Below are 26,697 nucleotides of genomic sequence, written 5' to 3'. Positions count from 1 at the left end.
GATTTCCGGTGCATATGGCACAACAAAAAAACTATGCTGAACTGAATCAATATCATCTCGGTATCTGGTATAGCGCTTATCGCTTGCTGATCAGCACCGGCCTACTGCTGATTTTTCTGCTGACCTACCCCGAACTCACCACCGATTATCAATATCCGCAGCTGTATTATTATGCGCTGGGAATCGGGGTTGCGATCAATACCGTACAGCTGTTTGCGCTGAAATGGATCAGACGACTGATCCAGCCGCAGCTGATCATGATTTTCTTTAGCGATGTCTGCGTTCTAAGTTTGCTGACTTTGGCCAGTGATGGTCCTAATCTGCAAATCGGGCTGCTGTTTGTGATTACCATCTTTTCTGCATCTTTATTATTAGATGCAAAAAAGGCCTTAGTTGTCACGCTGGTTGCTGTTATCAGCGTTATTTATCAGCATTTTATCGGCAGTATTTTTGCATTTTCATCACTCAGTAATATCAGTAATAGCGCCCTGCTGGCCTTTTTGTTTTTTGTGGTCTATGGCACCGGACAAATTGCCGTGCGGCGTTTTCAGATTTTGGAAAATCTGAATTTTTCTCAATCGCTGGAACTGCATCGCTTACAGAATATTAACCGCTATATTCTGGAGCAGATCGAAACCGGTTATCTGGTGCTGGATGAAAACTACCATGTGGTACTCAGTAATCCTGCCGCCTGTAATCTTCTTGGAATTGAGTCCAAATACGGCCATGAGAAATTTACTTTATCTCAATCACAGCCAGATTTATTTGAACTGATCCATTTTGAAACGCTAGAAAATGGTGAGCGCTTTCAGTTTGAATCCCAGCAAAGTCGCTATAATATTCATGTGCAGGTGCAAAAACTGATTGTGCCGCATCAGACTCTAATGCTACTGGTGTTACAGGATGCCAAAAAACTGAATCAGCAGGTGCAGCAACTTAAACTTGCTGCACTGGGTCAACTCTCAGCCAGTATTGCCCATGAAATTCGCAACCCCTTGGCGGCCATTGTGCAGGCCAATGATTTGTATCTGGACTCAGAAACTGAACAGCAACAGCTACTCCAGCAGATGATTGGCCGACAGGCGACCCGGATTGACCGGATTATTCAGGACACGCTGAATATGGTCAAAAATAAAGAAACCCACCCGATACCGATTCATCTCAATGAATTTATCCCGTTATTTATCCAGGAAGATCTGGCCGATATTTGCGATCAGATTCAATTTAATATTGATATCCCGCTAGTGATTCAGTTTGATGAAGCACAATTCCGGCAAATCCTGATTAATCTGATTCGTAATGCCATTCGTCACAATTCAGCAGATGCAGCCTATATTCAGCTGAATGTGCATCCTTATGAACATCGGGTCTGGATTGATGTACGGGATTTTGGCTCTGGCGTAGCCGTACATGATCAAGCTCTATTGTTCAAACCCTTTTTTAGCACATCGATTAGTGGTACCGGATTAGGATTGTATTTATCACATAGTTTTTGCGAAGCAAATCAGGCACAATTAAACTATATACAACAAGAACAGGGCGCATGCTTTCGCATCAGCTGTCAACGTATTACGCTTTAAAGGGGTCAAGGAAGATGAATGGGGAACAACAACCACTGGTGCTTTTGGTGGATGATGAGGAAGATTTGTGTACCCTCATGCAAATGTCATTGCTGCGCATGGGAATTCGTACGCACATTGCCCACCGTTTGGAAGATGCTAAAAAATGCCTTGCCAATCATCAATATGATGCCTGTCTGACTGACCTAAACCTGCCCGATGGCAATGGTTTGGAGTTACTGGACTGGATTGGCAGCCTCTATCCGGCACTTCCGGTCGCAGTTCTGACCGCCTATGGCAACATGGAAATCGCCATTGCTGCGCTCAAAGCCGGGGCCTTTGATTTTGTCAGCAAACCGATCAATCAGAAACATCTGGAACAACTCTTACAAAAAGCCCTGAATAAACCGGTGGATTATTCGCATAATAATCCAAATGAAGCGCTTGAACATAAAATGCTGATTGGACAATCCCTGCCGATCCAGCAACTACGTATTACCTTACAAAAAATTGCCCGATCCCAAGCACCGGTTTTTATCACTGGTGAATCGGGAACAGGTAAAGAAGTCGTGGCCAATCTGGTCCATCGCCTGAGTAACCGCAATGAAGGTCCTTTTATTGCGATTAACTGTGGCGCCATTCCGACTGAGTTGATGGAAAGCGAACTGTTTGGGCATAAGAAAGGCAGCTTTACCGGCGCTGCTCAGGACAAACAGGGACTGATTCAATCTGCCCATGGTGGCAGTCTGTTTCTGGATGAAATTGCAGAATTACCGCTTTCTATGCAGGTCAAATTGTTACGTGCCGTACAGGAAAAACGTATTCGTCCACTCGGTTCGGATACCGAAATTGATGTGGATTTCCGTGTGATCAGTGCCACGCATCAGGATCTGGAAGCCTTGGTGCAACAAGGCAAATTCCGTCAGGATTTATATTTCCGTATTCATGTAATGGATCTGACTTTACCGCCATTACGTGAACGAGGCCAGGATATTCTGTTATTGGCCGAACACTTTATTCAGAAGATTTGCCAGGAATGGGGCATTCCCAATAAAAAACTGACCGAACGTAGCAAAGAGTTCTTATTGGAACAATATTATCCAGGTAATGTACGTGAATTGCGTAATATTATGGAACGCGCAATTACTTTAAGTGATGAAGAGCGGATTGATCTTCAGCATTTGCAGAGTGCACCGCTACGTCATGCGCTTAACAGCCCTCAGGAGATAAATACGCTCACGAGCGAGATCATTGCGACCGAAACCCTGATTGCACCTAAAAAGCTGCCTGAAGAGGGTCTAGAACTATATTTGGAAAAGGTCGAGAAAGAAATTTTACTGAATGCGCTGAATCTGACCCATTGGAACCGGACACTGGCCGCCAAAAAACTCGGCATGTCATTCCGTTCCCTGCGCTATCGTTTGAAAAAGTTCGGACTGGATACCGAAGAAGACGAATAATTATTTTTGCAGGAGCAGCAAGTCTGTGACATGTTCCAGATAACTCTCCTCACGCATTTCCTGCTTAAACGGATAGTTGAAATGCGGCTGTACGCCCCGCCCTTCAATCATCTGGCCACTCGGGCTAAAGTATTGCGATACTGTCATCTGTAGAGCCGAACCGTTGCTTAAAGGAAAGAGTTTCTGTACTACGCCTTTGCCATAGCTTTTTTCGCCTACGACCCAGGCACGGTTATGTTCTTTCAGGGCTGCTGTAAACACTTCTGCTGCAGAAGCCGAGCGGTTATTAATCAATACCCCAACTTTCAGATTCTGAAACTCAAAACTCGGCAAGGCCTGAAATTGCTGATTACCTTCAGCGCGGCTTTTGGTCGACACAATCACGCCCTGATTCAAAAATAAATCGGCAGATTCAACTGCAGCCGAGAGTAAGCCACCGGGATTATTGCGTAAATCAAATAGCACGGCTTTTAAGCGCTTGTCGGCATAGCTTTCGATTAGACGTTTGATTTCATTGGCAGTATCTTGCTGAAAAACCTTGACCTGTAAAACCAGAACCTGATTATTGTGCAGGCTCGATTTAATTTCAGTATCCAGTTTGGTATTGCGGACCAGACGAACGGCCGGACTTTGCGGGGAGAGCTGAATCATGAGCGTAGAGCCAACGGCTCCGCTCAATAACTGCCGGACTTGTTCCTGATTCAGGCTATTTAATACCTGATCGTCAATTTTATAAACCGTGACGCCATTTCGAAGTCCCTGCTTGGCTGAATCAGCATCGGAACTCAGTCCCTGAACTACCCATTGCTTCAACCGCGGGTCAAATTGCAGATCAAAATCAATGCTGGCCAGATCACCTTCGGTATATTCACGCAGTTGCTTATAATCTTCAGGCGACAAATAACGGGAATAGCGATCTAAGCCACTGACCAGACCCTGAATGGCCTGTTGAAACAAGGCATCGTCATTTTTATCTTGAATATAATTATCTTTTACGATGCCATAAATTTGTACGAATTCTTGAATGGATGCCACAGGAATTTCGGAATAGACCTGCCCATCCATTTCCATATTATCGAATGCCGGCTCATTTGAACCCGCACCCCAAGCTGAATGACTCAAACACATCAGTAAGCATGGTATTACAACAGACTTCCAGCGTGTTCTTGCCATTCTTTGACCTTTTTAGAATTTTATCGAAAATTATGCATCAAGCTGAATCAGGTTACGACCTTGCATTTCAGCAGGTACCGGAACTTGCATCAGACTTAATAAAGTCGGTGCTACATCTGCCAATACACCGCCTTCTGCGATCGTGGCCTGAGTTGGGCCGACATAAATAAACGGAACCAATTCAGTGGTATGCTGAGTATGTACCTGACCACTGTGATAGTCCTGCATCTGCTCTACGTTACCATGATCGGCAGTCACAATCATATGACCTTTTTGCGCCATTACCGCTTCATAAACCCGGCCCAAACAGGTATCAACCGCTTCAACAGCTTTCACCGCAGCATCGAATACACCCGTATGACCGACCATATCACCATTGGCAAAGTTCACCACCAGCAGGTCAAATTCACCTGAATTGATCGCAGCCACCAGCTCATCAGTCACTTCATAAGCACTCATTTCCGGTTTAAGGTCATAAGTGGCTACGTTTGGCGATGGAATCAGGATACGTTTTTCACCTGGGTATTCATCTTCACGGCCACCGCTGAAGAAGAAAGTCACATGCGCATACTTTTCTGTTTCCGCAATGCGCAGCTGTGTTTTACCCAAATCAGATAAGTATTCACCAATCGAGTTTTTCAACGCTTCAGGCATATACGCTACAGGTGCATCAATCGTGGCTTGATAACGCGTCAGCATGACAAACTTCGCCAAATTCGGCACGACTTTACGTTCAAAACCTGCAAAGTCTTTTTCTACAAATGCGCGAGTCAATTCACGGGCACGATCGGCACGGAAGTTCATGAATACGACGCTGTCGCCATCCTGAATTCTCGCCAGATCGCCAATACGGGTCGCTTTAACAAACTCATCCGACTCATCGGCTGCGTAAGCCTGTTCCAAACCTTCAACTGCGCTGGCAGCTGTACGAACCGCTTCACCTTCAGTCAACAACCGATAGGCCTGTTCAACACGATCCCAACGGTTGTCACGATCCATGGCAAAATAACGGCCGATCATGGTGGCAATACGACCTTGACCTGGATATTGAGCGAATAAGGCATCGAGTTTTTCTAAAGAAGGTTGTGCGCTTTTAGGCGGCGTATCACGACCATCTAAGAATGCATGTAAATAGACTTGCGCACCGCGTTTTAGCGCTAGCTCTGCCATCGCCACAATATGATCTTCATGGGAGTGCACACCACCTTCAGACAAAAGGCCAAGCAAATGTACTGCCCCACCTGCAGCTTTGGCTTTCTCAACTGCATCGACCAGAACTTCATGTTCAAAGAAGTCGCCCGTACGAATGTCTTTGGTAATCCGGGTAAAGTCCTGATACAGCACACGACCTGCACCGAGGTTCATATGTCCAACTTCAGAGTTACCCATCTGGCCATCCGGCAGGCCGACATCTTCACCTGAACCCGAGATCAAACCATGCGGATGCTTGTCCTGTATCGCAGTTAAATTTGGTCGTTTAGCTGCTAAAAACGCATTGTCTTCGACCGCTTCGCGATGACCCACACCATCCATAATCACCAAAACGTGAGGGATTTTGCCAGCAGTTGCATCCGTCATAATGAAATACTCTGTTCGTCTACGAATTAATCGCTCTATTTTAGCGAAGTTTATAAAAAGAGGCCATGACCCGTATATGGTTTAAGCCTCTCATGATGATTGATTTGTTCTATTTTCCTGTGCCTTAGCGCGCCCGATGCAGCAAGTATCCGCCGATGCCGAACATGATCAGAATCGGAATAAACACGAACCAGGCCGGAGATGGTGCATAAATCAGACTGGCATAGCCGAGGAAATCCTGCAGATAGAAGAAACCTAGTCCGGCAAATAAGGCAATCACCAGACGGAAACCCATGGATTGCTGACGCAACGGCCCGAAGATAAATGAACAGGCAATCACTACTAGTGCAATCAGGGCAAAAGGCGAACCAAGTTTTTGCCAGAAGGCCAGCTGATAGGTTTTCGGTACCTGGCTGTATTCATGCATATAGCTCATAAAGCTCACTAGTTGGCTAGGCGATAAATCTTCAGGATCAATCGTCACCATATGTACATATTTGGGCTGCAATGCCAGCGCTAAAGGTTGCTGTTGTTGCTTAACCAACGTGGCATTGCCATTTTGTAAAATATCGAACTGCTCTGTATTGTCCAGTGTCCAGGAACCATCTTTAACGAATTGCCCCTGATCTGCCTGCAAGGTACCGCGCAAACGATAGTTCTGGTCAAAGTCCAGCATCTGCACATTTTTCAGCTGGCCTTGCGAGTTAGCATAATCGATATAAATAAAGCGCTGCCCTTCCCGAGTCCAGTAACCACGCACTTCACCGAGCTGAGCGGCTTTACTGGCACTCTTGACGCTTTTGGCCTGTTCATTGGTATAAGGAATGACCCACTCGCTCAGGGCAAATGACAACACCACCAACAACAGTGCCGAACGGATGACCCAGCCGACAATGCGCCATAAGCTCACGCCGACCGAACGCATCACAATCAGCTCGCTATTCGAGGCTAATGTACCAAGACCTAGGACAGCACCAATCAGTGCAGAAATCGGCAGGATTTCATATAAATAGTTTGGTGCGCCCCAAAGCACATATTTCAAGGCATCCCAGGCACCATAACCATCTTTGAGCGAGCCAAGCTCACCCAGATAAGTAAATAATACCTGTAAACCTGCCAATACTGCGGTTGCACCCAGCATCGCCAGCGCAGTGGTTTGGGTCACATGTTTTGCAACTATACGACGTGCCAACATTGTTAAGACCTCACTCGCTGAATCTGTTTCTTGATTTTTGGACCTAATTTCTGTTTACGTGAGAACAAGGCACCCGCAATTGCATAGGCAATCAGGATCAATGGATAGGCCCATATTCCCATTTCTTCTTTACTGATCCGGGTCTTCACTGCCATCAAGGCTACAATCAGACTGGCAAAGATCATGAGAGCAGGAAATAACTTGAGATAACGACCCTGTCGTGGGCTCACTTCGGACAATGCCACAGCCAGAATCAGGGCAATCAGAATCGCAAAAGGAACAAACACCCGCCAGCCCAGCTCACTGGCCACTACAGGATCCTGACGGTTCTGCCACAATTGCGAGGTCGGTAAGGCTTCAACTTCAGTACTGGCAAATTGCGCTTCTTCATCGCTTTCTAAGCGCAGACGATAGCTTTCAAATTCAGCTTGGGTATATTGCGGTGTGCCCGGATAGATCTCATAACGGCGACCTTGGACCAGATCCACCACATTGGCAGCATCATTCGGTACCTCAATTCGGGTGGCTTCCTGCGCCAGAATCATCACATCCGGTTTGCCTTCTTTTTCCGCACGCTGATAAAAGAAAATATCTTTTAAATTTTTACGGTCTTCTGACAGGTCACCGGCATAAATGGTATAGGGCCCAGAGGAGATAAATTCTTTCGGTCTCACCAGGTCAAAGCCGGTACGTACCGCCTGACTGGTGGTCAGGGCTTCAAACTGGCGAATGCCCCACGGCGCAGCCCACAGCATCAATCCGGCCTGAGCAATCAAAAACACCAGGGTCATCGGCACCAGTAGACGCGCCAATTGATGCCGACTGACGCCACTGCCATTCATTACAGCCATTTCATGATCGACATATAAACGGCCAAACACCAGCATCAGTCCAATAAAGAAACCGAGCGGAAGAATCAGGGTTAAGAACTCAGGCAAACGATAGCCAATAATGCTAAATAAAATGCCTGCATCCAGACGGCCTTGCGCCGCGACACCAAAATACTTGATCAGTCGACCGCCCATCATGATCAAGGTCAATAAGGCAATCACCACCAAGGATGTCGAGACAACTTGCTTGACCAGATAACGCCGAATAATCAAATTAATTCTTCCAAAATAAGGTCCATAAAACGAGTGCTAGTTTACCCGAATAGCAAAAATATAAAACCTAGGCCGCCCTGCCCATTGAAAATCTATTCAGATAAATGTTTCAATGACTGAATGATTTACCCATCTAGACAGGCGTGAAAACAGAATATGAAACTTACAATTAATACGTCATTCCCAGAGAATGGATCAAGTCAATCTTTGTTGATTTTAGTTGACTCAGAACAACTTCAGAATACAACCGCAACCTATCAAATCAATAATTTAGACACATTAATTGAAGCCTCTCAATTCAAGGCAGCGTTGGCGGAAAGCCTGAGCCTGATTGGTCAGGTGAGCCAGTCCAGCCATGCAGCACTAATTGGTTTAGGCAAGGTCGCTGAACTGCAACCGGCAAAACTTGCAAAAATCGCGCAAACTATTATTCAAGTCACTCAAAAAAAATTCAAACAGATTTCTGTAGATCTGACACAACTTCCACAAGAATTCCATTATCTGTTTGCGCTCTTCCTGACTCAGGCCAGCTATGGTTATGATGAATATAAATCCAAGAAGAATGAATTTGTGCTCGAGCAGATCGACCTGATTGCCACTCATAGCGTCTTAACTACCGAACAGTTGCAACTGGTACAAGCAGTGCAAAGCGGACAAAATCTGGCACGTGACCTGGGCAACCGTCCGGGCAATATCTGTTTCCCTGAATATCTTGCAGAACAGGCGGTGGCTTTGGCGGCTGAATATCCAGACCTACTTAAAGTCACAGTGCTGGATGAACAGCAAATGGCAGATTTAGGCATGGGCGCCTTCCTTGCGGTAAGTAAAGGTTCAGAGCGTCCAGGTCGTATTATCAGCATGGAATATCAGTCAGAGCGTAGCGAAGCGCCGGTAGTTTTGGTGGGTAAAGGCATTACGTTTGATACTGGCGGTATTTCACTTAAACCGGGCGCAGGCATGGACGAAATGAAATATGACATGTGTGGCGCAGCCTCTGTACTCGGTACGATGCGTGCATTGTGTGAGTCCCGCTTACCTCTGCATGTGGTGGGAACCATCGCTGCAGCAGAAAACATGCCTTCAGGTAAAGCCACCCGTCCTGGCGATATCGTAACGACCATGAGTGGTCAGACGGTTGAAATCCTGAATACTGATGCCGAAGGTCGTTTGGTCCTATGTGATACCTTGACTTATGTAAAACGTTTTAATCCTGCTTTGGTGATTGATATTGCGACCTTAACCGGTGCCTGTGTGGTCGCTTTGGGTTCAGTGCTGACAGGTCTGTTCACGCCAGATGATAAACTGGCAGCAGAACTGGAAGCTGCCGGCCAGCATTCATTTGACCGGGTATGGCGTATGCCGGTACTGGATGACTATCAGGAACAGCTGGATTCACCATTTGCGGACATTGGCAATATCGGTGGGCCAAAAGCCGGTTCTGTGACTGCAGCCTGCTTCCTGCAACGTTTTACCCGTGAATATCGCTGGGCACATCTCGATGTGGCCGGTACGGCGTGGAATTCAGGCACCAATAAAGGGGCGACCGGCCGTCCAGTTCCATTATTGATGCAATTCCTGGCGAATCGCGTTCAAAGCAATGGCTAAAGTCAGCTTTTATTTATTTGAAAAAAGCCCTGAACGACAAGTGGACAGCACTTGTCGTTTATGCCGTAAGATTCTGCGTCAGCCGGCGCGGATCTGGTTACTGTGTGCCGATGCAGCATTGCAACAGCAGCTAGATGAACGTTTGTGGAGTTTTGACCCCAGCAGCTTTATTCCACATGGTATTGACCAGCCTGAGTCAACAGTCTGTATTTCGGCGACACTACCAGAACAGTCCAACTGGATTATTTTCAATTTTAATCCGGAAGCACTTGAACCTTACGCAAAATTTAGTCACATTATTGAGATCATTGAAAACCATGAAACGGCTAAACAGCTGGGACGTGAAAAATTCAAGCAATATCGTCGTTTAGGTATTGAACCGGACACCCATAAGCTTTAACTGATATCATCCACAAGGAGAGGCACGTGGCATTAAATGTAGGTCCCGATTTTAAACAGCGCTGGTTAAATGTGCCGGAAGCTGTACGTCAGACCTTTATCGATGACCTCTCTCGGATCTGCGATATTTTAAAACCAGAAACGTCTTTGGAAGAATGGCAGAGTCGCGACCAGCGCTTACAGCAAGAATCTGAACGCAAGATTGAAGCTGCCTATGCACAGCGCAAGGCCGAATTAATTGAAGAAGCCCGTATTCGCAAACAGCTCGCGCTTGAAAAAGCCTTGGCCGAGAAACGTGCTGAAGAACAGGCCTATCAAGAACAGCTACGTCATGAGGAACAGCGTAAATTTAGCGAACAGAGTCAGGTGCTTGCTGAAATAAATACGCATCTAGAGGCTGAAGTGCAGCACTATGTCGCACGTTATGCAAAAAATCCTGAGACGACTTTTGATTTTGCCAAAGGTCGCATCCAGATTGAGGACCAGTCCATTTTATCCGAATTAGAAAGTGTGCGTTTACGTCTGGAACTTGAGGCAGAAACCGTGATTGAACAGACCGTGAATGCACTTCGTGAAAAAATGCGTGCGGCAGCCAAAGAAGAAATCGAGTATATGCTGAAAAATTCTGAATTTTCTGATCAGCCACGCAATATTTAAATGATCCTTTCACATTAAAAAAGCCCGAAAATTCGGGCTTTTTTATCTTCTATGTCGCATCTTACAAAAAATCTGCCAGCATAAAGGCAGCATTTCCGAGCAGATAGCCAATGCTTAATAAAGTGCCAATCCAGAGGATGCCACCCGCAATATTATAAAAGCTGAATGTGGCAAAGCTCATATGCGCTGAACCGGCAGCAAAAGGGCCAAATGAGCGGACAAAGGGAATAAAACGTGCGATTAAAATAGTTTTACCGCCATGTTTCATAAAATAGTGGTTGGTTTTCACCATATATTCCGGCTTAAAATAGCGTGAATGTTGATTGAAATATTTTAAGCCAAGAACTTTTCCGGTGTAATAATTCACGCTATAGCCCAGCACCGAAGCAGTGAATAACAACAGCCCCATCGAATGCAGGGTCACCAGATCGCTGCTGGCACATAAAGCTCCCACAGCCAGCAATAGACTGTCGCCGGGCAGGAAAAAGAAAAACACTGAACCGGTTTCTGCAAAAATCACCAGAAACAGGATTGCATAAATCCATACCCCATATTGATCGAGCAATAGCGGCAATGACTGTTCCAAGTTAAGTAAAAAATCGAGCATTCGACCCGTCCACCAAGGCAATATTTGCAAGTTGAACTGCTGATTATCCCGAAAAATAAAAAAACAGTCTAATTTTTCAATCAGACTGTTCAGTAAATCAACATTTCTCTTATTTTAAGAAACCATTTTCAGCCAGGAAATCCATACTGATTTTTGATTGTTCAGTGGTTTGGGCGGCTTTATCACCGAGCAATAAACGCTCGATATAACGTGCCAATACATCCACTTCCAGATTGACCTTGCTACCGACTTTCCAGGTACCGATATTGGTACGTTCAGCAGTATGTGGAATCAGGTTCAGACTAATCACGCTACCACGCAAATGATTAATCGTTAGACTGATGCCGTCGACTGTGACCGAGCCTTTTTCTGCGAGATATTTGGCAATTTCAGCAGGTGCAGTCACTTCATAATAAATTGAACGTGCATCTTCACGTACCAGGGTGATCTCGCCGACTGCATCGACATGACCTGACACAATATGACCGCCAAAACGCGTAGTCGGCAACATGGCTTTTTCAACATTGACAGGTTGACCGGCTTTCCAGGTGCCGAGCGTGGTCCGGTTCAGACTTTCACGGGAAACATCAGCCGCATACCAGTTCTCGCCCCAGTCGATCACGGTCAGGCAGATACCATTGGTCGCGATAGAATCACCCAGATGTACATCAGACATGTCCAGATCGGTCTGGATGCGTAAACGTACATCACCACCAACGCTTTGCAGACTTTCGACTTTGCCGAGGCTTTCGATAATACCTGTAAACATTTTTATTTCCTTTTCAATTCTTTTACCAGAGGGCCAACTGGGTACTAACGCCGGTCGTATCCACACCACCCAATTCTGCATAATGATGCAGCTGGCTGAGTAATTGACGGATCGGTGGACCTGACTTGGCGTGGGTATCGGTAATCACAATAAATTCCAGCACGCGGGCACGTTCAGACTGGCGCTGTTTGCTGACACGATAACGAGGTACATCCTGGGTCAGCAAGGTCACCCGGCCACGTTTCAGGTTGGCCTGTAACAAATCGGTGGCGCTGATATTCCCGTCAGTGGAATAACTAGTCAGAATGAAACGTGCATTAATGGTGGCCAACAGACTCTCGTAGGCTTCTTTGGCATATTTAGAGGAATTGTACTGGCTCGGACGCTCTTTGCGCCATGCCCGGTCAATCCCGCTCTTAAAGCCCTTGGTATCCGGAGTCGGTAAATCGGCCTGATCCCATAAGGTCAGCGCATTCAGCACATGATAATTACTGCTATAAGCATGCTGATTATACGGTGGATCCAGATAAGCTACATCTACTTCAAAGCCGCTCATCTGGTTGGCCAGATGCTGGGCATCGACACACCACATTTCTGCGGCCATTCCCTTTTTCTGATCCGACTCGCAAAAACGGCTTGGAGTCAGCCACAGCAATGATTCAATCCGTTCCAGCGCAGTTTGGGTTTTCCCGCCCCAACCATGGTGAAAGCTTTTGAAAACACCAGAAGTATTGCTGACAAAACTGGCGGAATACAGCAAAGGCGCCAGCAAGGCAGACATCTCCACATCATCAATTGCACCTTGTGCCTGCCAGGCGGCAATCTGCTGACGAATCGCATCAATACGCATGCCGTTACGACGTTTGAAGAACAAACGGTCACGGGCTGGATCATAAATTTCATCATTACGCGGACACAGGTTATGCGTCACCCAGCCTTTAACTTCCGGCAGACGGTTCAGATAATCAATCGCTTTCTGATAGCCACCGAGTTCTTTAAATGCCGGTGCTTCAGTACAGGCCAGTACCGCATGATTCAGCGCGTGGCTATACGGCTCCCAGTCATTGGCAATCACACGATAGCCATTCTGACGGGCCAAGCGCGAGACCACGCCTGAACCTGCAAAAAAGTCAGCAAAAATCGGCGCACGACCATCAGCACGGTTCAGAGTTCCCGTACTTTCCAACGCTTCCAGAATTAAATGCAGTAAACGGCGTTTATTGCCCAGATAAGGAACCAGCTGATGGAAAAGATATTCATCGGTGGTACGTGCCGCATGGCGACGTTTATGATAAACCGTAGACTCTGAACTCATAGTGTCTCTTGAAAAGGAATTAGCCTGAAGCGCACGTCATCACCTAAGCGAGTTACATCGCGCAGCTTAAATCGGAGTTGTTCGGCCATATGGCTAAATTCTGCATTAAACATGGTACGCGCAGACTGACCCAATAGGGCCGGTGCAACGTAACTGATCAGTTCATCAACCAATTTTTGTTGTAAAAATGCCGTAGATAAGGTCGCCCCTGCTTCCACCAGGACATCATAAATCTGATGCTGCTGAACCAGTTGCTTTAATAATTCTGCTAAAGGCTGTACCGGCAAGTGTAGCACACCCAGGTCTGCAAGCTCTTGACGAAATGGCCCCATGACCATCACTGTTTCAGGTTGCGCTAAAATCTTTGCACTCAGTGGCAGACGTCCCTGACGATCCAGAACAATCCGTTTCGGTTGCACCACGGTCTTGATATCTTCAACAGCATCCAGTTGACGTACATTCAGCTGACAGTCATCAGCAAGGACCGTTTCAATTCCGGTAATCACCGCGCCTGAAATCGCACGCCAATGCTGTACATCCTGACGTGCTGCTACACCGGTAATCCATTTCGATTCACCTGATGCCATCGCGGTACGGCCATCCAGGCTTGAGGCAATTTTTAAACGCACATAAGGCATACCGGTCGCCATGGCTTTCAGGAAGCCTTGATTCAGCTGATGCGCTTCATCTTCACAGATGCCAACCTCGACTTCGATTCCAGCATCTTTCAGGATCTGTACGCCCTTGCCAGCCACCAGCGGATTGGGATCAGGACAGGCAACAATAACTTTTGCCACGTCTGCCTCAACTAAACCCTTGGCACAAGGCGGCGTCCGGCCATAATGCGCACAAGGCTCTAAGGTGACATAAGCTGTGGCACCACGTGCCTGTTCACCGGCCTGACGTAGCGCAAACACCTCGGCATGTGGCTGTCCTGCTTTAGGATGAAAACCCTCACCAATGACGATACCATCTTTAACAATGACACAGCCGACATTCGGATTCGGTTTGGTGGAATATTGCCCTTGACGAGCCAATTCAATGGCACGCTGCATCCAGACTCGATCTTGATTCAATTCAGCCATGTTTATTCTTGTAATTCTCGTTGTTGCATCTGTTCAATCTGATGACGAAAAGCTTCGACATCCTGAAAATCCTGATAGACCGAAGCGAAACGCACATAAGCAACATGATCAAGTGCGAATAAAGACTGCATGACAATTTCACCAATGGTACGTGATTTCACATCACGCTCACCCAGACGGCGAATCTGTAGCTGAATATCGCTCAGCACGGTTTCAATCTGCTCCTGGGTCACCGGGCGTTTTTGCAAGGCATGCATCAGGGAACGGCGTAATTTGGCTTCATCGAAAGGTTCATTTTTGCCATCCGACTTGATGACGCGCGGCATCACCACTTCATAGCTTTCAAAGGTAGTGAAGCGTTCATTACAACTGACACATTCACGGCGACGACGAATCTGACAGCCTTCAGCTGCCAGGCGTGAATCAATCACTTTACTGTCTGCAGTATTGCAAAATGGGCAATGCATAGCGGTTTAATTGAACAAATCCAGATGGATTCCGAGTGTAGCAAAAATTACAAACTTTGTAGAGTTTTACGCAACATATAGAAAAAAAACAGCCCATTCGGGCTGTTTTACACTATATATTGATTATGGTGTATTTATTATTATTCGACACGTTCGCCATGTTGGCTTAAATCCAAACCCATACGTTCATCATCAGATGCCACACGGATTCCAATGATCAAGTCGATGACTTTCAGGATAATGAAGGTCATGATCGCAGAGTAAGCAATTGTCGCCAGTACACCTTCCACTTGCACCCAAAGCTGATGCATGACATTGGCAGGGGCATTGTCACCCATGATGAATTCGCTAGCAAAGAACGCGGTTAAAATCGCACCGACAATACCACCTACACCATGCAAGCCAAAAGCATCTAAAGAATCATCGGCTTTCAATGCGCGTTTCAGTGCTGTAATCCCCCAGAAACACACCACACCACCGATCAGACCCATCGCCAATGCACCGCCTACAGTCACAAAACCTGCAGCTGGAGTAATGACCACCAGACCAGCAACTGCACCCGATACGCCGCCCAGTACAGAAGCTTTACCACGTGCCAGTTTTTCAGTGATTAACCAAGAGATGGCTGCTGCTGCTGCTGCGACTTGGGTTACGATCAAGGCATAGCCTGCAGAACCGTTGGCACCTAATGCAGAACCACCGTTGAAACCGAACCAGCCTACCCAGAGCAAAGATGCACCGACCACAGTAAGCGTGAGGTTATGCGGTGCCATAGATTCACGGCCCAAGCCCATACGTTTGCCTAGCATATACGCTGCTACCAGACCGGCAACACCTGAGTTGATATGTACAACCGTACCACCAGCAAAATCCAGCGCGCCGTCGTTACCTAACCAGCCACCACCCCATACCCAGTGGGTAATTGGTGCATAGACAATCACCACCCAAAGTGCGATGAAAGCAACGAAAGCACCAAATTTCATACGTTCTGCAATCGAACCGCTAATGATGGCAACTGTAATGATGGCAAAAGTCATTTGGAAAATCACAAACAGGATTTCAGGAATCGTGCCTGAAAGCGCCTCTGTGGTAATACCGGCCAGCATGAACTTATCCAGACCACCTATAAAGGCATTACCTTCACCGAAAGCTAGGGTATAACCAATAATCACCCAGGCAATACTGACCACCGCCGCAGCAATAAAGCTATGTGCCATCGTCGCCAGAACGTTTTTCTTGCGGACCATACCGCCATAAAATAGCGCCAAGCCAGGAATAGTCATGAGTAAAACTAGAGCGGTAGAGGTTAAAACCCAGGCGGTATCGCCGGTATCTAGCGTTGGTTCTTCTTCTGCAGGCGCTGCAGCTTCAACTGGCGCTGCTTCAGCAATTGCTGCTGTAGTGTCTGTTGTTGTATTTGTTGTATCGCCTGCTTCTTCAACAAGCACAATTTCTTCTGTCGGTGTTGTTGCTGTTGCAGCTTCTTCAGCCCATGCAACAGAACCACCAAAAAGAGCGCCGGCCATGCCGAACGCGAGTAGCATTTTTTTCATTCGTATCCCCCAACCAAGTTTTTGTGAGTTATTAGGTACTCAGCAAACTTCGTGCCAAGTTAGACAGCGTCTGCACCTGTTTCACCTGTACGAATACGGATGACTTGTTCCAAGTTAGTTACGAAAATTTTTCCGTCACCGATTTTTCCAGTGCTCGCCACACGAGTAATAGATTCAATCACCGCGTCTACCATTTCATCGCTAATCGCGATTTCAATTTTGACTTTCGGCAAGAAATCTACAACGTATTCAGCACCACGATAGAGTTCAGTATGGCCTTTTTGACGACCAAAGCCTTTCACTTCAGTTACAGTGATGCCTTGAACACCAATTTCAGACAATGCTTCGCGAACATCGTCTAATTTAAAAGGTTTTACAATTGCAGTTACGAGCTTCATGTTTGTTTTCCTTCGGCTTATTTCACCAGTAAGGTTTTACGTTCAAATTTCATGCCAAGATTCCTAAGGTCGGGGGAAATTAGAAAGCCCGGCATGTGGTTTATTTATACCTTATTTTATACGGATAAAGGCTTTGAATCTTCAAAAAATAGACATTTTTTATGTGGATTTTTACAATATCTTTAATCGAATAAGTCTATATTTTGTCTGAAATACTATAGTCTGCATTTTAGCAATGCTAAACTGTGCGCTCCTTTCTATGGCGATGGATCAGACGATGATTGAAACTTTATTACAAGCAATTTTGCAGCAAGTCGAACAACCTAAGAAAGATTTGGAACATAATATCCGTGCCCTGTTAAATGAAGCTGTGGCGAAAATGGATTTGGTGTCTAAAGAAGAAATAGAACGTCAGCGTACTGCCCTAAATAATGCCAATCATCGCCTGAATGATTTGCTCAAACAGGTGGAAGCATTAGAAGAGAGAATTTCGAACAAAAAATAAGCACAACTACAGTGCATAAAAGACACCAGAACTATAAAAATAACGCACCAAATTGGAACAATAATAATGTCTTTTGCCAAAATTTATACGCGAGGCTTGCTGGGCCTGCATGCGCCTTTAATTGAAGTCGAAGTTCATGTCAGTTCGGGTATGCCTTCGCTCACTATAGTGGGGCTTCCCGAAGCGGCGGTACGTGAAAGTAAAGACCGGGTACGCTCTGCCATTTTGAATAGCGGCTTTCAATTTCCAACCAAACGTCTCACCATTAATCTGGCCCCTGCAGATCTGCCAAAAGATGGCTCACGTTTAGACTTGCCGATTGCGCTAGGGATTTTAGTGGCCTCAGGACAGCTTCCAGAAAATTGCACAGATAACCTTGAGTTTATTGGTGAACTCGCCCTAGATGGTCAATTACGTCCTGTCAGCGGCACCTTAAGTATTGCCATTGCCTGTCAAAGTGACCAGCATCAACTGATTTTGCCTGGCCCCAATGCACAGGAAGCCTGTCAGCTCCCAGACTTTAAAGTCTTTGCAGCCAATCATTTAAAAGAAGTGTGTGAACATCTTTCCCAAGCGCAGCGCTTACCGCAAATAGAAGCCAGTCCACTCAATACAGACCATTTTTATAAGTTTGATCTGGCGGATGTAAAAGGACAATTACGACCACGGCGTGGCTTGGAAATTGCTGCGGCAGGTGGTCATTCCCTGCTGTTTCGAGGCCCACCCGGAACAGGCAAGACCTTGCTGGCTTCTCGATTGGCCAGTATTTTGCCGCCCTTAAAGACGCAGGAAAATCTGGAAGTGGCCAGTATTTATTCGGTGGCGAATGCCAATCACCCTTTTGGACAACGGCCGTTTCGAGCACCACACCATACTGCTTCTGCGGTGGCATTGGTCGGTGGCGGCTGTCATTTACAAACAACTATGCGACATTCCAAACAACTATGCGATAAATTACAGCTTTTATCTTTACAGTAATCTTTATTTGAAATAAATCATTGAATATAAAAAATAATTTAATATAATTTAAAACAATATCAAAGTACTAACTATATATTTGGATCTTGCAATGTATAATATCTTTTTAAATAATATTAAAGCAGCACGTAAATTAAAAACACAAAAAAATATTGCTGAAGTAAGTCTGAGTATTTTTAGAATGCTTATTCAACATATTTGTATTTCAAATGCAGAATATATAAATATTTTAGCTAAAGAAAGTTCTGAAAACATGTCAAAAATTGATATTAGTTTTATTGAGCTATCTCAACCGGCCGATGGAACATGCGTTGATTTTATAAGTAACTCTCTAACACAGATAGCAAAATTGAAAAACAGCTCTTTAGCTAGATTCTACTTTGAAGATAAAGATATTTCAAACGAACCTGCATTAGTAGAATGGCTACAAATCAAAGAAATATCTTTAAGAAATATCTTACATACATATGTTGAAGATCGAAATGAAAGTATCTTTGGTCATGGTATTTCATCAACTAATTTATTTTTAGATATCGATATTATTGAATATATTTTAGAAAAATTAAAAGTTTATCTACCAGAAAGTAAAGGCGACGATTTTTTATTTTTTCCTAAAAATTTTAATATCTCTACTCCTATTCAAACATTAAGATTATTTGATGGAAATCCTACGTGTTACAGAAAAATCAAAAAAACTAATAATGGGATGATTCATGTTACTGCTAAAGTTCAAACATCCTTAACAAACGCTACCGATCAATCTTATGAAGTACCAAATAAAATTTTTAATATTTCTACAAAAAAAACTTATGAGGTATATGAATATAATGATTGGAATCCGCTAATTTTTTTACCAGAGAGAGCTATATCAGTAGCTGACTTTACAGGACGAAAAAAAGAAATCACTGAGCTTATTGACTGGTTTAATGATCCAGAAGACTCAAAACGATGTCTTGTATATGGTGATGGTGGCATTGGAAAGACAACTCTCATTTTAGAATTTATGCATCGTGTCCTTGAAGGTTCTATTGAGGTCGAATGGAAACCCAGTGTTATTACTTTTTACACAGCAAAAAAGACTCGTTGGGGAATACATGGTTTAGAATCACTCACGAACAACAATCTAGGCGTTGCAGATGTCGCTTTACATATAGCACAACTATTAGAAGTCAAACTTGACAATAGTTGGTATCAAAAAGATGCAGAAACTATTATTCAAAAATTAAAAGGCTTACTTGAAAAAGAGAAGATTAAAAAAAATGAGCATCTCATTATTTTAGATAATACAGAAACTATGGCTGAAAATGATGATGATATTATTAATCTAGGTAAACAAATACACTTACTTTCCCGTTATGCTGGAAGAGTAATTCTTACTTCTCGTCGTACAGAAAGACTTGAAGCAAGACCAATTGAAACAACTAAATGGTCCGATGAAGAAGGTGTAGAATATATTCAAAAAAGAGGAGATATATTAAATATTGATGCAATAAAAAAGGCTGGCATACCTACTTTAAAAAAAATCACTCGAGAACTCAATAATAAACCATTGATTTTGAATGTTTTCATTCAATTTGCAAATGAACTACAAAGCTCACTTAATAGCGCATTAGATAAAGTGAAAAGATTACAGGAAAAAGACTTAGGGATGTTCTTGTTTTCTGATGTTTGGGAAAGATTTAATGAAAAAGAAAAGCACTTTTTACTTCTCTTAACCTATTTTGGTCCTGATCATGATCAATATTTTATGCAATTAGCTTCTGATAAAGCTAATTTAACTTTTTCTTTAGCTCAGAGCACATTAGAAGGTAGTAAAGGGATTTGTCAACTTAGTAGTATTGATGGCCAACTTCAGATTACTTTCAACAATGATTTTATGAAATTTTGTAAAGATAGAACTGTAAATTTTAATGATCAAACACATCCTCTTCAAAAAGATCTAGAAACAATCCAAAAAAGATATATAGAGTTTTTAAAACATATTGAAGTAGAAATATCAGATAATGATCAAAAAGCTTATTTAAGTAGGTTTGCACGGGCAGCTAGAAAATTCTTTAATGAGGGTAATAAAGAACAAGCAATTTCATACTATGAATTAGCGATAGATGAGGATCCAACAAATATTTGGTTATTAGAGAAGTATTCAAACACTCTATTTATATATAAAGATTTTCTACCAGCATTAGAAAAAATCAATAAAGCTACTAACATTGATCCTAATCACTCAGAACTCCAATTTACTAAAGGTAAAATATTAGCCAGAATTAAAAATAAAACCAAAGAATCTATAACGTGCTTAGATTTAGCTCATAAACTCGGGAAATCTATGCACCTATGTGAGTTACAAAAAATATATGCTTATTTAGCAGATGGAGATATAGAGCACGCAACCATATCATTAAATATCGCTAAGAGTAATATCCCTAACGATTCTTATTACCAAAAGTGCAAGATAGAAATTGAACGCTTAGAACGCAAAATAAATCAATATATATTGCCTCTATAGAAAATGTTACTTTAGATGTATTTATAGAATTACCTATAAGCACATTAATGAGGGTCAATAAATTTAACTTTTTAATAATCAATGAGGCAGTATGTTTTATATATTTCTTGATACGTGTGTTTTTTTAGATATTTCTACTAAGAAACAAGAATTACCACTAGTTTCTGCATTGGAAGAACTTGTTCGTACTAAAGTAGCAAAGTTAGTCGTAATTGACTTAGTAGCTCAAGAATATGAAAGAAACAAAGAAGAGGTCGCAAACAAAACAGCAAAACGATTATCTCAAGAATTTAAACAAGTCAAAGCAGTTGTAAGTGAGTTTGCAAAAAAAAATAAAGCTCAAACCATTGAAGTACTAAACGATATAAATGCAAGACTTCCTCTTTTGACTGATGCTAACTATGCAACCATTAACAGAGTTGAGAGACTAATTGAATCAGCGGAAAAAATAAGTATTAGCGAGCGCTCAAAGATTGCAGCCATTCAACGAGGCTTAGATAAAAAAGCTCCATTCCATATCAGTAAAAACTCAGTAGCTGATGCTGTAATTATTGAGCAATTTTATGAATTTTCATTAGGTGTCAATACGGCAGATAGTTGTTTTTTCATAACACATAATCATAACGACTTTTCTGCCAAAGACCATCGAAAGCCTCATACTGATTTTGAAAATATTTTCAATGGTAATACTTGTTATTTTAACAACTTAGCATCCGCAATCAACCAGATTGATAATAATTACTTAGCTGAAATAGAGTTTGAATATGACTTTACAGAAGAAACTCGGGGTTTAAGAGAAATTCTCGATGTATTAGACGAGCTAGTGGATAAAATTTGGTATAACCGTCATCAAAATCTAATCTGGAAAATAAATGAAGGTGAGATAGAAATTGTTCCTAAAGGTACGAAACACTATGGTAATCATTTTATTCACGAAGATATTCTTGAAGGTGCAATCAAATCTGCCAAACAAGTTAAAGAGACATATGAAGATGTTGGCCCTTGGAATGACTTTGAATGGGGTATGATTAACGGTAAATTGTCAGCTCTACGTTGGGTATTAGGTGACGAATGGGATATGTTAGATACCTAAGATAACAATCGATATCGTTTTCAACTGAATATTATATTTTTCAATCTCTTAAGTATGATACTTTACTAAGAAATATGAATAAAGATAGTTAGAACAGGATATTCCCCTTTCTCAAACCAACCGTACTACAAATTTAATTGTCTAATCGTATAACTCTCAAAACCACTAAATCAAGTAGAGCCATTTCAATTTATCTTCTTAAGATTGCAAAACAATAAAATACAATATATGGTATCAAAATTCAAAGAACTACCACTATATATAGTGGTTATTAAAAATAGAAACATTTTAGGAATAATTTGTAGAAAAATTTGCATACTCTTTACTGTTCAGTTATTATTCATTTAACTTGATCTGTAAGTCAATGATCTTGGAGGTGAATATGACTCATTTCAATCCTGATATGCTTAGTATTGCACGAAACTTTCGTGGCCTTAGTCAAACTGAACTAATTGCTGGAATGGGACAGTCTATTACTCAGGCTTCATTATCTAAAATTGAAAGTGGGGACTTAAAACCTTCCGATGAAGTTATCCAAAATCTATCTAATGCCCTACATTTCCCTATACGATTTTTTGAACATATTGAAAAGCTAAATGCACTGCCGATTAGTTTGCATGCATACAGAAAAAAAAGCTCTACCACAGCTAAAGCATTGAGCCGTATGAATGCTGAAATGATGTTAAAAATGGGCCATGTACAAACATTAGAATTGCTCACAAATGTACCAAAAAGAAAAAACTCCTTACCAACTTTTAAAATTGGCATAGATGTAAACACCCCTCAAGAAGCGGCTAAAAAGCTTAGATCATTGTGGGTGCTAGGAAATGAACCTCTTGAAAACCTAACTGCCACTGTGGAAGATGCAGGGGTTTTAGTCTTTTTATGCGACTTTAAAGATAACAATGTTGATGGCGTATCCTTAAAAATGCATGGCGTGTCTCCATGCGTATTTCTAAATGCAAACCAGCCAAATGACAGAATACGCTTCACATTAGCACATGAACTTGGGCATTTGGTCCTCCATGAAGAGCCATCTGAATTCATGGAAAAAGAAGCAAATGACTTTGCTGCCGAATTCTTAATGCCAGAAGAAAAAATTATTGATCAATTAGGTTCAACCAATTTAGCTCATTATCTAAGACTTAAAAAGGAATGGAAAACCTCAATGGCGGCCTTAATCTATAGGGCGTCAGAGTTAGGAACTATAACTTCAAGTCAAAGTGCCAATTTATGGCGGCAGATGGCTATGCGTGGTTATCGTAAAGTTGAACCAAATGAATTGGATCGAGAACCGACATATAGAGTAGCTTCCATGCTCTTTGACTACGCAATAGATGCAAAAAAAACATCAACATCTGTCATTAGTGAGTTATCTCAATTATTTGACTTATATGAAGATGACTTTAAAAAACTATATTATTTTGACCTAGATTCAATGGAGACTATTGAGATGGTTTCATAAATTAAAAAGCCGACTCTATTGGGTAGAGTCGGCTTGATAGATTTTCACACAGGAAAGGCATATGGCTCTAAGCCCTACGCATACCTCATGTTAGATCTGGCTGTCAGAACCCCATTCTAACATTTAGGCCCGTAAATCTCAAGATTTACCCGCTTATTTTGGTATGCGCCCTGAAAAACGAGCCGCCAAAATAGGAGGGCTAACAATGCCTACCGAAAATCAAGACTTCGTGTTTTGTAAATCTTATCGCCATAAATCTGGAAAAATTATTGTCCATCCAACTGGATATTTTAAATTTCCCAGAACTCGGCCATTGAAAGAAGAAAAGGATACTATCCGTAATAAAAAATCGGATGATCCTGATAACTCAAACTCAATATCGTAAACAAGGTTAAATAACCTACTGCTATGCAACAAAGTTCACAGTAGTAGGTTACTTAATTTTTCTGATCGCACTTAATTTTATGCCCCATTTTAGTACATGGGCTCAGAGAGAATTATGACAACTCAACAGCAGTTTCTTGACCTACTTTCCGATATTGAACCCTCTACAACAACGGTTAATGATTGTTCAAGCGCACATAATACGCTTCGTGATGCTTTAAAAGTGCATAATGAATTCAGCAAAGTACATGTGCATACATTCTTATCAGGTTCTTATAAAAGAAATACGGCAGTACGTCCGACTACCATAGGCGGAATCACACAAAGGCCAGATGTAGATATTATTGCCCTTACAAATCACACAATTAATGATGACCCTCAAATTGTCCTTGATGCAGTACATACGGCATTAAAGGATATTGGATATACCGATCTTACCGTTAACCGTCGTTCAGTAAATGTTAAGTTGAAAAAAGTTGATATGGATGTTGTCCCTATCATTTCAGATGGATATGGCGGCTATCTGATTCCAGACATTCATCTTGAAGAATGGCTAGTTACCAACCCTCCAGCTCATACCGAGTGGACTGTTGAGGTGAATAAAAATGCAAATGGTCGATTTAAGCCTCTTGTGAAGCTATTTAAATGGTGGCGTCGTGAGAACTTGTCTGATTTAAAAAGACCAAAAGGATTCATTTTAGAATGCCTGGTTGCCAAGCATATGAATTACTACGAATCCAACTATGAAAAGTTGTTTGTTTATCTTTTAGAAACGATCAGGGATTCTTATGGGATTTATGCGTCACTAGGCATAATTCCACATTTAGAAGATCCTGGTGTTGCAGGCAATAATGTTTTTTCTGCGGTTACAGCAGATGAGTTCAAAACTTTTTTTGAAAAGGTAGAAGAACAAGCTGCTATTGCACGAAACGCCTTAAATGAAACAGATGATGATAAAGCATTAGCCCTATGGCGGCAGGTTCTGGGTAATCGTTTTCCACGTTCGGCTTCACACAAAAGTGCAAACTCTGCTGATATGGCCAGCTCTTTAATCCGTTCTGCTCTAGGTGCGGGATTAACATTTCCATCAACCCCTGTTTATCCAAATAAACCAGGAGGCTTTGCGTAATGGAACTGCTAAAAACACCATTAGAACGCCTAGCTCAAGAACGGCAGTTATTGACTGATCTTGAGAAAGAGAAAAATAGTTTTAAGATTCAGGAATGGAACTCAACAGACACAAATGAACTGCATTTGAACTTCTCTCTAAAGATAGGAACTATAGATTTTAATGGTGTTTTAGTATATCCAGAGCTTTTCCCAGAGCTACCAGCATATATACGCCCACAAAAATCTGGTGAAAGATGGAGTATCTTGCACCAGTATGGTGGTTCAGGAGTGCTGTGTCTAGAATATGGCCCAGATAATTGGAATACCAATATCAGTGGAGTGGATCTAGTTAGAAGTGCCCAGCTTCTTTTATTAACAGATGCAATGACTGTATTGGAGATGAATGTAGAACCTGTACCATCTAGGCATTCTGAAACAATAGGTCAAAAATTAAGAAGTGTTTCAGAAAGGTTCATTGAAACACCTATGTTACGTCACATACTCTTGGGTAGTGATTCCGAGAAAATGGACTTTAAGATTGCCATCTCAAGCTTTCGAGACAAAACCGTTATTGTTCCAACAAATATTCAGAACAAACCTCTACCTGACATCGTACCATCATTTTCTAATGAAAGATTTGAATTGTCTGGATGGGCAATACGAATTGATTCTGTTCCTCAATTAAAGGAATCCGTAAATGACCGAGTTTCATTAGAATCCTTTTTAGGCAATTTATGGCCTGCTCAGGAGGAATTCACAAGTTCCATACAGCCTATATTGTTATATGACATAAAGGGTAACTTGGAACTATTCTTGGTTAATAATACAGCACCACTTTTCGTAAGTTATCCTGCTATTAATCTACATGATGATCAGAGCCAAAGATTGCCAGCACAATTTAGCCATCTCAATGATATAAGGGTAGCAATAGTAGGTCTTGGATCGTTAGGAAGTAAAATTGCAATTTCACTGGCACGGTCGGGTTGTAAAAACTTTCTACTTATTGATGATGATATTCTGCTCCCCCACAATCTTGTCCGTAATGAACTCAACTGGTTAGATGTTGGCTTTGCTAAAACCTATGCTGTTGAAAGAGCATTAAAACGAACAGCATTAGACATACAAGTTGAAACGTATGAAATGCAAATTGGTGGACAGGAAAATCCTCATTTAAATTCCAATATCGCTAATGCCATTGCCACATGTAATCTGATTGTTGATGCGACAGCAAATACCCATACGTTCTTAACATTAGCTGCAATTGCTAAAAGAAAACACATTCCCATGGTATGGGGTGAAATTTTTGGTGGCGGTGGTGGAGCAATGATGGCCCGTAGTCGTCCAACGTTAGATGCCTCCCCCTTAGAACTTCGCAATCATATTTATGGTGTCTTACAAACGTTGGAACCAATTCCAGAGGGCAAAGTTAATAATTACGGCTTTCAAACACAAAACCAAACATATATAGCATCAGATGCAGATGTAACAGCTCTTGCAGCATCTATGACGCAGTTCACATTAGATACTTTATGTACAATTGATGAGCAATCCTCTTATCCATATTCAGCATATTTAATAGGGTTCCGTAGATATTGGATGTTTCAATGTCCTTTTGATACTCGTCCTATCGACTGTTCGGGTGCTTTAGTAGCAGAATCTCCTACGGATAAAGAAATATTTGAAAGGGAAAATGGCAATTCTATTGAAGAGCCTGAACCGATGAAAGGTTAATA

23 protein-coding genes and 1 pseudogene are annotated in these 26,697 nt (G+C 42.6%); 13 read left to right on the top strand and 11 right to left on the bottom strand.

Translation table 11 applies throughout. From position 1 onward, the window contains the following. The first annotated feature begins 14 nt into the window (after positions 1 to 14). Entirely contained in the window at positions 15 to 1,580 is a 1,566-nt protein-coding gene (locus tag G4D73_RS10750; protein WP_180086770.1) for a sensor histidine kinase, read from the top strand. A 14-nt stretch (positions 1,581 to 1,594) separates the two neighbouring features. After that, a complete protein-coding gene (locus G4D73_RS10745) occupies positions 1,595 to 3,019 on the top strand; it encodes a sigma-54-dependent transcriptional regulator (RefSeq protein ID WP_180086769.1) in 1,425 nt (474 codons plus the stop codon). Here G4D73_RS10745 and G4D73_RS10740 read toward each other — a convergent pair whose 3' ends face one another. From G4D73_RS10740 to lptF, 4 genes are all read right to left on the bottom strand, one after another. Beyond that, a complete protein-coding gene (locus G4D73_RS10740; RefSeq protein WP_213686738.1) occupies positions 3,020 to 4,192 on the bottom strand; it encodes a S41 family peptidase in 1,173 nt (390 codons plus the stop codon). 30 nt (positions 4,193 to 4,222) lie between these two features. Continuing rightward, the gene (gene gpmI / locus G4D73_RS10735; RefSeq protein ID WP_213686737.1) at positions 4,223 to 5,770 is read right to left on the bottom strand and encodes a 2,3-bisphosphoglycerate-independent phosphoglycerate mutase; all 1,548 of its coding nucleotides are present in this window, start codon (positions 5,768 to 5,770) and stop codon (positions 4,223 to 4,225) included. Between the two features lie 124 nt (positions 5,771 to 5,894). Then, the gene (gene lptG / locus G4D73_RS10730; protein ID WP_004281054.1) at positions 5,895 to 6,965 is read right to left on the bottom strand and encodes an LPS export ABC transporter permease LptG; all 1,071 of its coding nucleotides are present in this window, start codon (positions 6,963 to 6,965) and stop codon (positions 5,895 to 5,897) included. 2 nt (positions 6,966 to 6,967) lie between these two features. Next, the gene (lptF, locus tag G4D73_RS10725; RefSeq protein WP_005108446.1) at positions 6,968 to 8,068 is read right to left on the bottom strand and encodes an LPS export ABC transporter permease LptF; all 1,101 of its coding nucleotides are present in this window, start codon (positions 8,066 to 8,068) and stop codon (positions 6,968 to 6,970) included. A gap of 156 nt (positions 8,069 to 8,224) precedes the next feature. Between lptF and G4D73_RS10720 the strand changes: the two genes are divergently transcribed. From G4D73_RS10720 to G4D73_RS10710, 3 genes are read left to right on the top strand one after another with little or no spacing between them, the layout of a single operon-like run. Further along, on the top strand, positions 8,225 to 9,673 hold the full coding sequence (locus G4D73_RS10720) for a leucyl aminopeptidase (RefSeq protein WP_213686736.1): 1,449 nt from the start codon (positions 8,225 to 8,227) through the stop codon (positions 9,671 to 9,673). Then, the gene (locus G4D73_RS10715) at positions 9,666 to 10,073 is read left to right on the top strand and encodes a DNA polymerase III subunit chi (protein ID WP_005108444.1); all 408 of its coding nucleotides are present in this window, start codon (positions 9,666 to 9,668) and stop codon (positions 10,071 to 10,073) included. Before G4D73_RS10720 ends, G4D73_RS10715 begins: the two co-directional genes overlap by 8 nt. 26 nt (positions 10,074 to 10,099) lie before the next feature. Continuing rightward, positions 10,100 to 10,729, top strand: coding sequence for a hypothetical protein (locus tag G4D73_RS10710; protein ID WP_004281050.1), 630 nt, complete (start codon positions 10,100 to 10,102; stop codon positions 10,727 to 10,729). Positions 10,730 to 10,790: 61 nt separating this feature from the next. Here the strand turns inward: G4D73_RS10710 and G4D73_RS10705 are convergent, their stop codons facing one another. The 7 genes from G4D73_RS10705 to glnK form a co-directional block, all read right to left on the bottom strand. After that, positions 10,791 to 11,336: a VTT domain-containing protein gene (locus tag G4D73_RS10705; protein ID WP_004281049.1), complete on the bottom strand. Its 546-nt coding sequence runs from the start codon at positions 11,334 to 11,336 to the stop codon at positions 10,791 to 10,793. Between the two features lie 109 nt (positions 11,337 to 11,445). Next, positions 11,446 to 12,105 (bottom strand): riboflavin synthase, encoded by a 660-nt coding sequence (locus tag G4D73_RS10700; RefSeq protein WP_004644909.1) that lies wholly within the window; start codon positions 12,103 to 12,105, stop codon positions 11,446 to 11,448. Positions 12,106 to 12,127: 22 nt separating this feature from the next. Continuing rightward, positions 12,128 to 13,420 carry a DNA adenine methylase gene (locus tag G4D73_RS10695; protein ID WP_004644908.1) on the bottom strand — a complete coding sequence of 431 codons (1,293 nt, stop codon included), beginning with the start codon at positions 13,418 to 13,420 and terminating at the stop codon, positions 12,128 to 12,130. After that, positions 13,417 to 14,505 (bottom strand): bifunctional diaminohydroxyphosphoribosylaminopyrimidine deaminase/5-amino-6-(5-phosphoribosylamino)uracil reductase RibD, encoded by a 1,089-nt coding sequence (ribD, locus tag G4D73_RS10690; protein ID WP_213686735.1) that lies wholly within the window; start codon positions 14,503 to 14,505, stop codon positions 13,417 to 13,419. Before ribD ends, G4D73_RS10695 begins: the two co-directional genes overlap by 4 nt. 2 nt (positions 14,506 to 14,507) lie before the next feature. Next, positions 14,508 to 14,972, bottom strand: coding sequence for a transcriptional regulator NrdR (nrdR, locus tag G4D73_RS10685; protein ID WP_004281044.1), 465 nt, complete (start codon positions 14,970 to 14,972; stop codon positions 14,508 to 14,510). Positions 14,973 to 15,112: 140 nt separating this feature from the next. Then, positions 15,113 to 16,525, bottom strand: coding sequence for an ammonium transporter (locus G4D73_RS10680; protein WP_213686734.1), 1,413 nt, complete (start codon positions 16,523 to 16,525; stop codon positions 15,113 to 15,115). A gap of 59 nt (positions 16,526 to 16,584) precedes the next feature. Beyond that, a complete protein-coding gene (gene glnK / locus G4D73_RS10675; RefSeq protein WP_004281042.1) occupies positions 16,585 to 16,923 on the bottom strand; it encodes a P-II family nitrogen regulator in 339 nt (112 codons plus the stop codon). A 277-nt stretch (positions 16,924 to 17,200) separates the two neighbouring features. On the opposite strand from glnK, the gene G4D73_RS10670 reads away from it, so the two are divergent. The 8 genes and pseudogenes from G4D73_RS10670 (at position 17,201) to G4D73_RS10640 (ending at position 26,695) form a co-directional block, all read left to right on the top strand. After that, entirely contained in the window at positions 17,201 to 17,428 is a 228-nt protein-coding gene (locus G4D73_RS10670; RefSeq protein WP_004732524.1) for an accessory factor UbiK family protein, read from the top strand. A 66-nt stretch (positions 17,429 to 17,494) separates the two neighbouring features. After that, positions 17,495 to 18,340: pseudogene (locus G4D73_RS10665) on the top strand (YifB family Mg chelatase-like AAA ATPase); the annotation flags it as partial. A 157-nt stretch (positions 18,341 to 18,497) separates the two neighbouring features. Then, a complete protein-coding gene (locus G4D73_RS10660; RefSeq protein WP_000282330.1) occupies positions 18,498 to 20,912 on the top strand; it encodes a tetratricopeptide repeat protein in 2,415 nt (804 codons plus the stop codon). A gap of 91 nt (positions 20,913 to 21,003) precedes the next feature. After that, on the top strand, positions 21,004 to 22,005 hold the full coding sequence (locus G4D73_RS10655; protein WP_000499370.1) for a PIN domain-containing protein: 1,002 nt from the start codon (positions 21,004 to 21,006) through the stop codon (positions 22,003 to 22,005). 382 nt (positions 22,006 to 22,387) lie between these two features. Beyond that, entirely contained in the window at positions 22,388 to 23,470 is a 1,083-nt protein-coding gene (locus tag G4D73_RS10650; protein ID WP_000148671.1) for a helix-turn-helix domain-containing protein, read from the top strand. Positions 23,471 to 23,675: 205 nt separating this feature from the next. Further along, complete coding sequence (locus tag G4D73_RS15655) at positions 23,676 to 23,855, top strand: hypothetical protein (RefSeq protein WP_001141891.1); 180 nt, start codon at positions 23,676 to 23,678, stop codon at positions 23,853 to 23,855. Positions 23,856 to 23,969: 114 nt separating this feature from the next. Further along, positions 23,970 to 24,983 (top strand): SMODS domain-containing nucleotidyltransferase, encoded by a 1,014-nt coding sequence (locus tag G4D73_RS10645; RefSeq protein WP_000211630.1) that lies wholly within the window; start codon positions 23,970 to 23,972, stop codon positions 24,981 to 24,983. Continuing rightward, entirely contained in the window at positions 24,983 to 26,695 is a 1,713-nt protein-coding gene (locus tag G4D73_RS10640; RefSeq protein ID WP_000421732.1) for a ThiF family adenylyltransferase, read from the top strand. Before G4D73_RS10645 ends, G4D73_RS10640 begins: the two co-directional genes overlap by 1 nt. The last annotated feature ends 2 nt before the right edge of the window (positions 26,696 to 26,697 follow it).

Source organism: Acinetobacter sp. WY4, from assembly GCF_018438165.1.
In the GTDB taxonomy this organism is placed as follows: Bacteria; Pseudomonadota; Gammaproteobacteria; order Pseudomonadales; family Moraxellaceae; genus Acinetobacter.
This window is presented reverse-complemented; position numbering and strand designations above follow the sequence as displayed.

Bases quoted from the DNA above. Each gene is read 5' to 3' on its own strand.
- gpmI (WP_213686737.1), bottom strand. From the start codon at position 5,770: ATGACGGATGCAACTGCTGGCAAAATCCCTCACGTTTTGGTGATTATG.
- G4D73_RS10745 (WP_180086769.1), top strand. From the start codon at position 1,595: ATGAATGGGGAACAACAACCACTGGTGCTTTTGGTGGATGATGAGGAA.
- G4D73_RS10700 (WP_004644909.1), bottom strand. From the start codon at position 12,105: ATGTTTACAGGTATTATCGAAAGCCTCGGCAAAGTCGAAAGTCTGCAA.
- G4D73_RS10645 (WP_000211630.1), top strand. From the start codon at position 23,970: ATGACAACTCAACAGCAGTTTCTTGACCTACTTTCCGATATTGAACCC.
- lptG (WP_004281054.1), bottom strand. From the start codon at position 6,965: ATGTTGGCACGTCGTATAGTTGCAAAACATGTGACCCAAACCACTGCG.
- G4D73_RS10655 (WP_000499370.1), top strand. From the start codon at position 21,004: ATGTTTTATATATTTCTTGATACGTGTGTTTTTTTAGATATTTCTACT.
- G4D73_RS10715 (WP_005108444.1), top strand. From the start codon at position 9,666: ATGGCTAAAGTCAGCTTTTATTTATTTGAAAAAAGCCCTGAACGACAA.
- G4D73_RS10695 (WP_004644908.1), bottom strand. From the start codon at position 13,420: ATGAGTTCAGAGTCTACGGTTTATCATAAACGTCGCCATGCGGCACGT.
- G4D73_RS10740 (WP_213686738.1), bottom strand. From the start codon at position 4,192: ATGGCAAGAACACGCTGGAAGTCTGTTGTAATACCATGCTTACTGATG.
- G4D73_RS15655 (WP_001141891.1), top strand. From the start codon at position 23,676: ATGCCTACCGAAAATCAAGACTTCGTGTTTTGTAAATCTTATCGCCAT.
- G4D73_RS10670 (WP_004732524.1), top strand. From the start codon at position 17,201: ATGATTGAAACTTTATTACAAGCAATTTTGCAGCAAGTCGAACAACCT.
- G4D73_RS10660 (WP_000282330.1), top strand. From the start codon at position 18,498: ATGTATAATATCTTTTTAAATAATATTAAAGCAGCACGTAAATTAAAA.
- G4D73_RS10650 (WP_000148671.1), top strand. From the start codon at position 22,388: ATGACTCATTTCAATCCTGATATGCTTAGTATTGCACGAAACTTTCGT.
- G4D73_RS10640 (WP_000421732.1), top strand. From the start codon at position 24,983: ATGGAACTGCTAAAAACACCATTAGAACGCCTAGCTCAAGAACGGCAG.
- glnK (WP_004281042.1), bottom strand. From the start codon at position 16,923: ATGAAGCTCGTAACTGCAATTGTAAAACCTTTTAAATTAGACGATGTT.
- G4D73_RS10720 (WP_213686736.1), top strand. From the start codon at position 8,225: ATGAAACTTACAATTAATACGTCATTCCCAGAGAATGGATCAAGTCAA.
- ribD (WP_213686735.1), bottom strand. From the start codon at position 14,505: ATGGCTGAATTGAATCAAGATCGAGTCTGGATGCAGCGTGCCATTGAA.
- G4D73_RS10750 (WP_180086770.1), top strand. From the start codon at position 15: ATGGCACAACAAAAAAACTATGCTGAACTGAATCAATATCATCTCGGT.
- G4D73_RS10705 (WP_004281049.1), bottom strand. From the start codon at position 11,336: ATGCTCGATTTTTTACTTAACTTGGAACAGTCATTGCCGCTATTGCTC.
- nrdR (WP_004281044.1), bottom strand. From the start codon at position 14,972: ATGCATTGCCCATTTTGCAATACTGCAGACAGTAAAGTGATTGATTCA.
- G4D73_RS10680 (WP_213686734.1), bottom strand. From the start codon at position 16,525: ATGAAAAAAATGCTACTCGCGTTCGGCATGGCCGGCGCTCTTTTTGGT.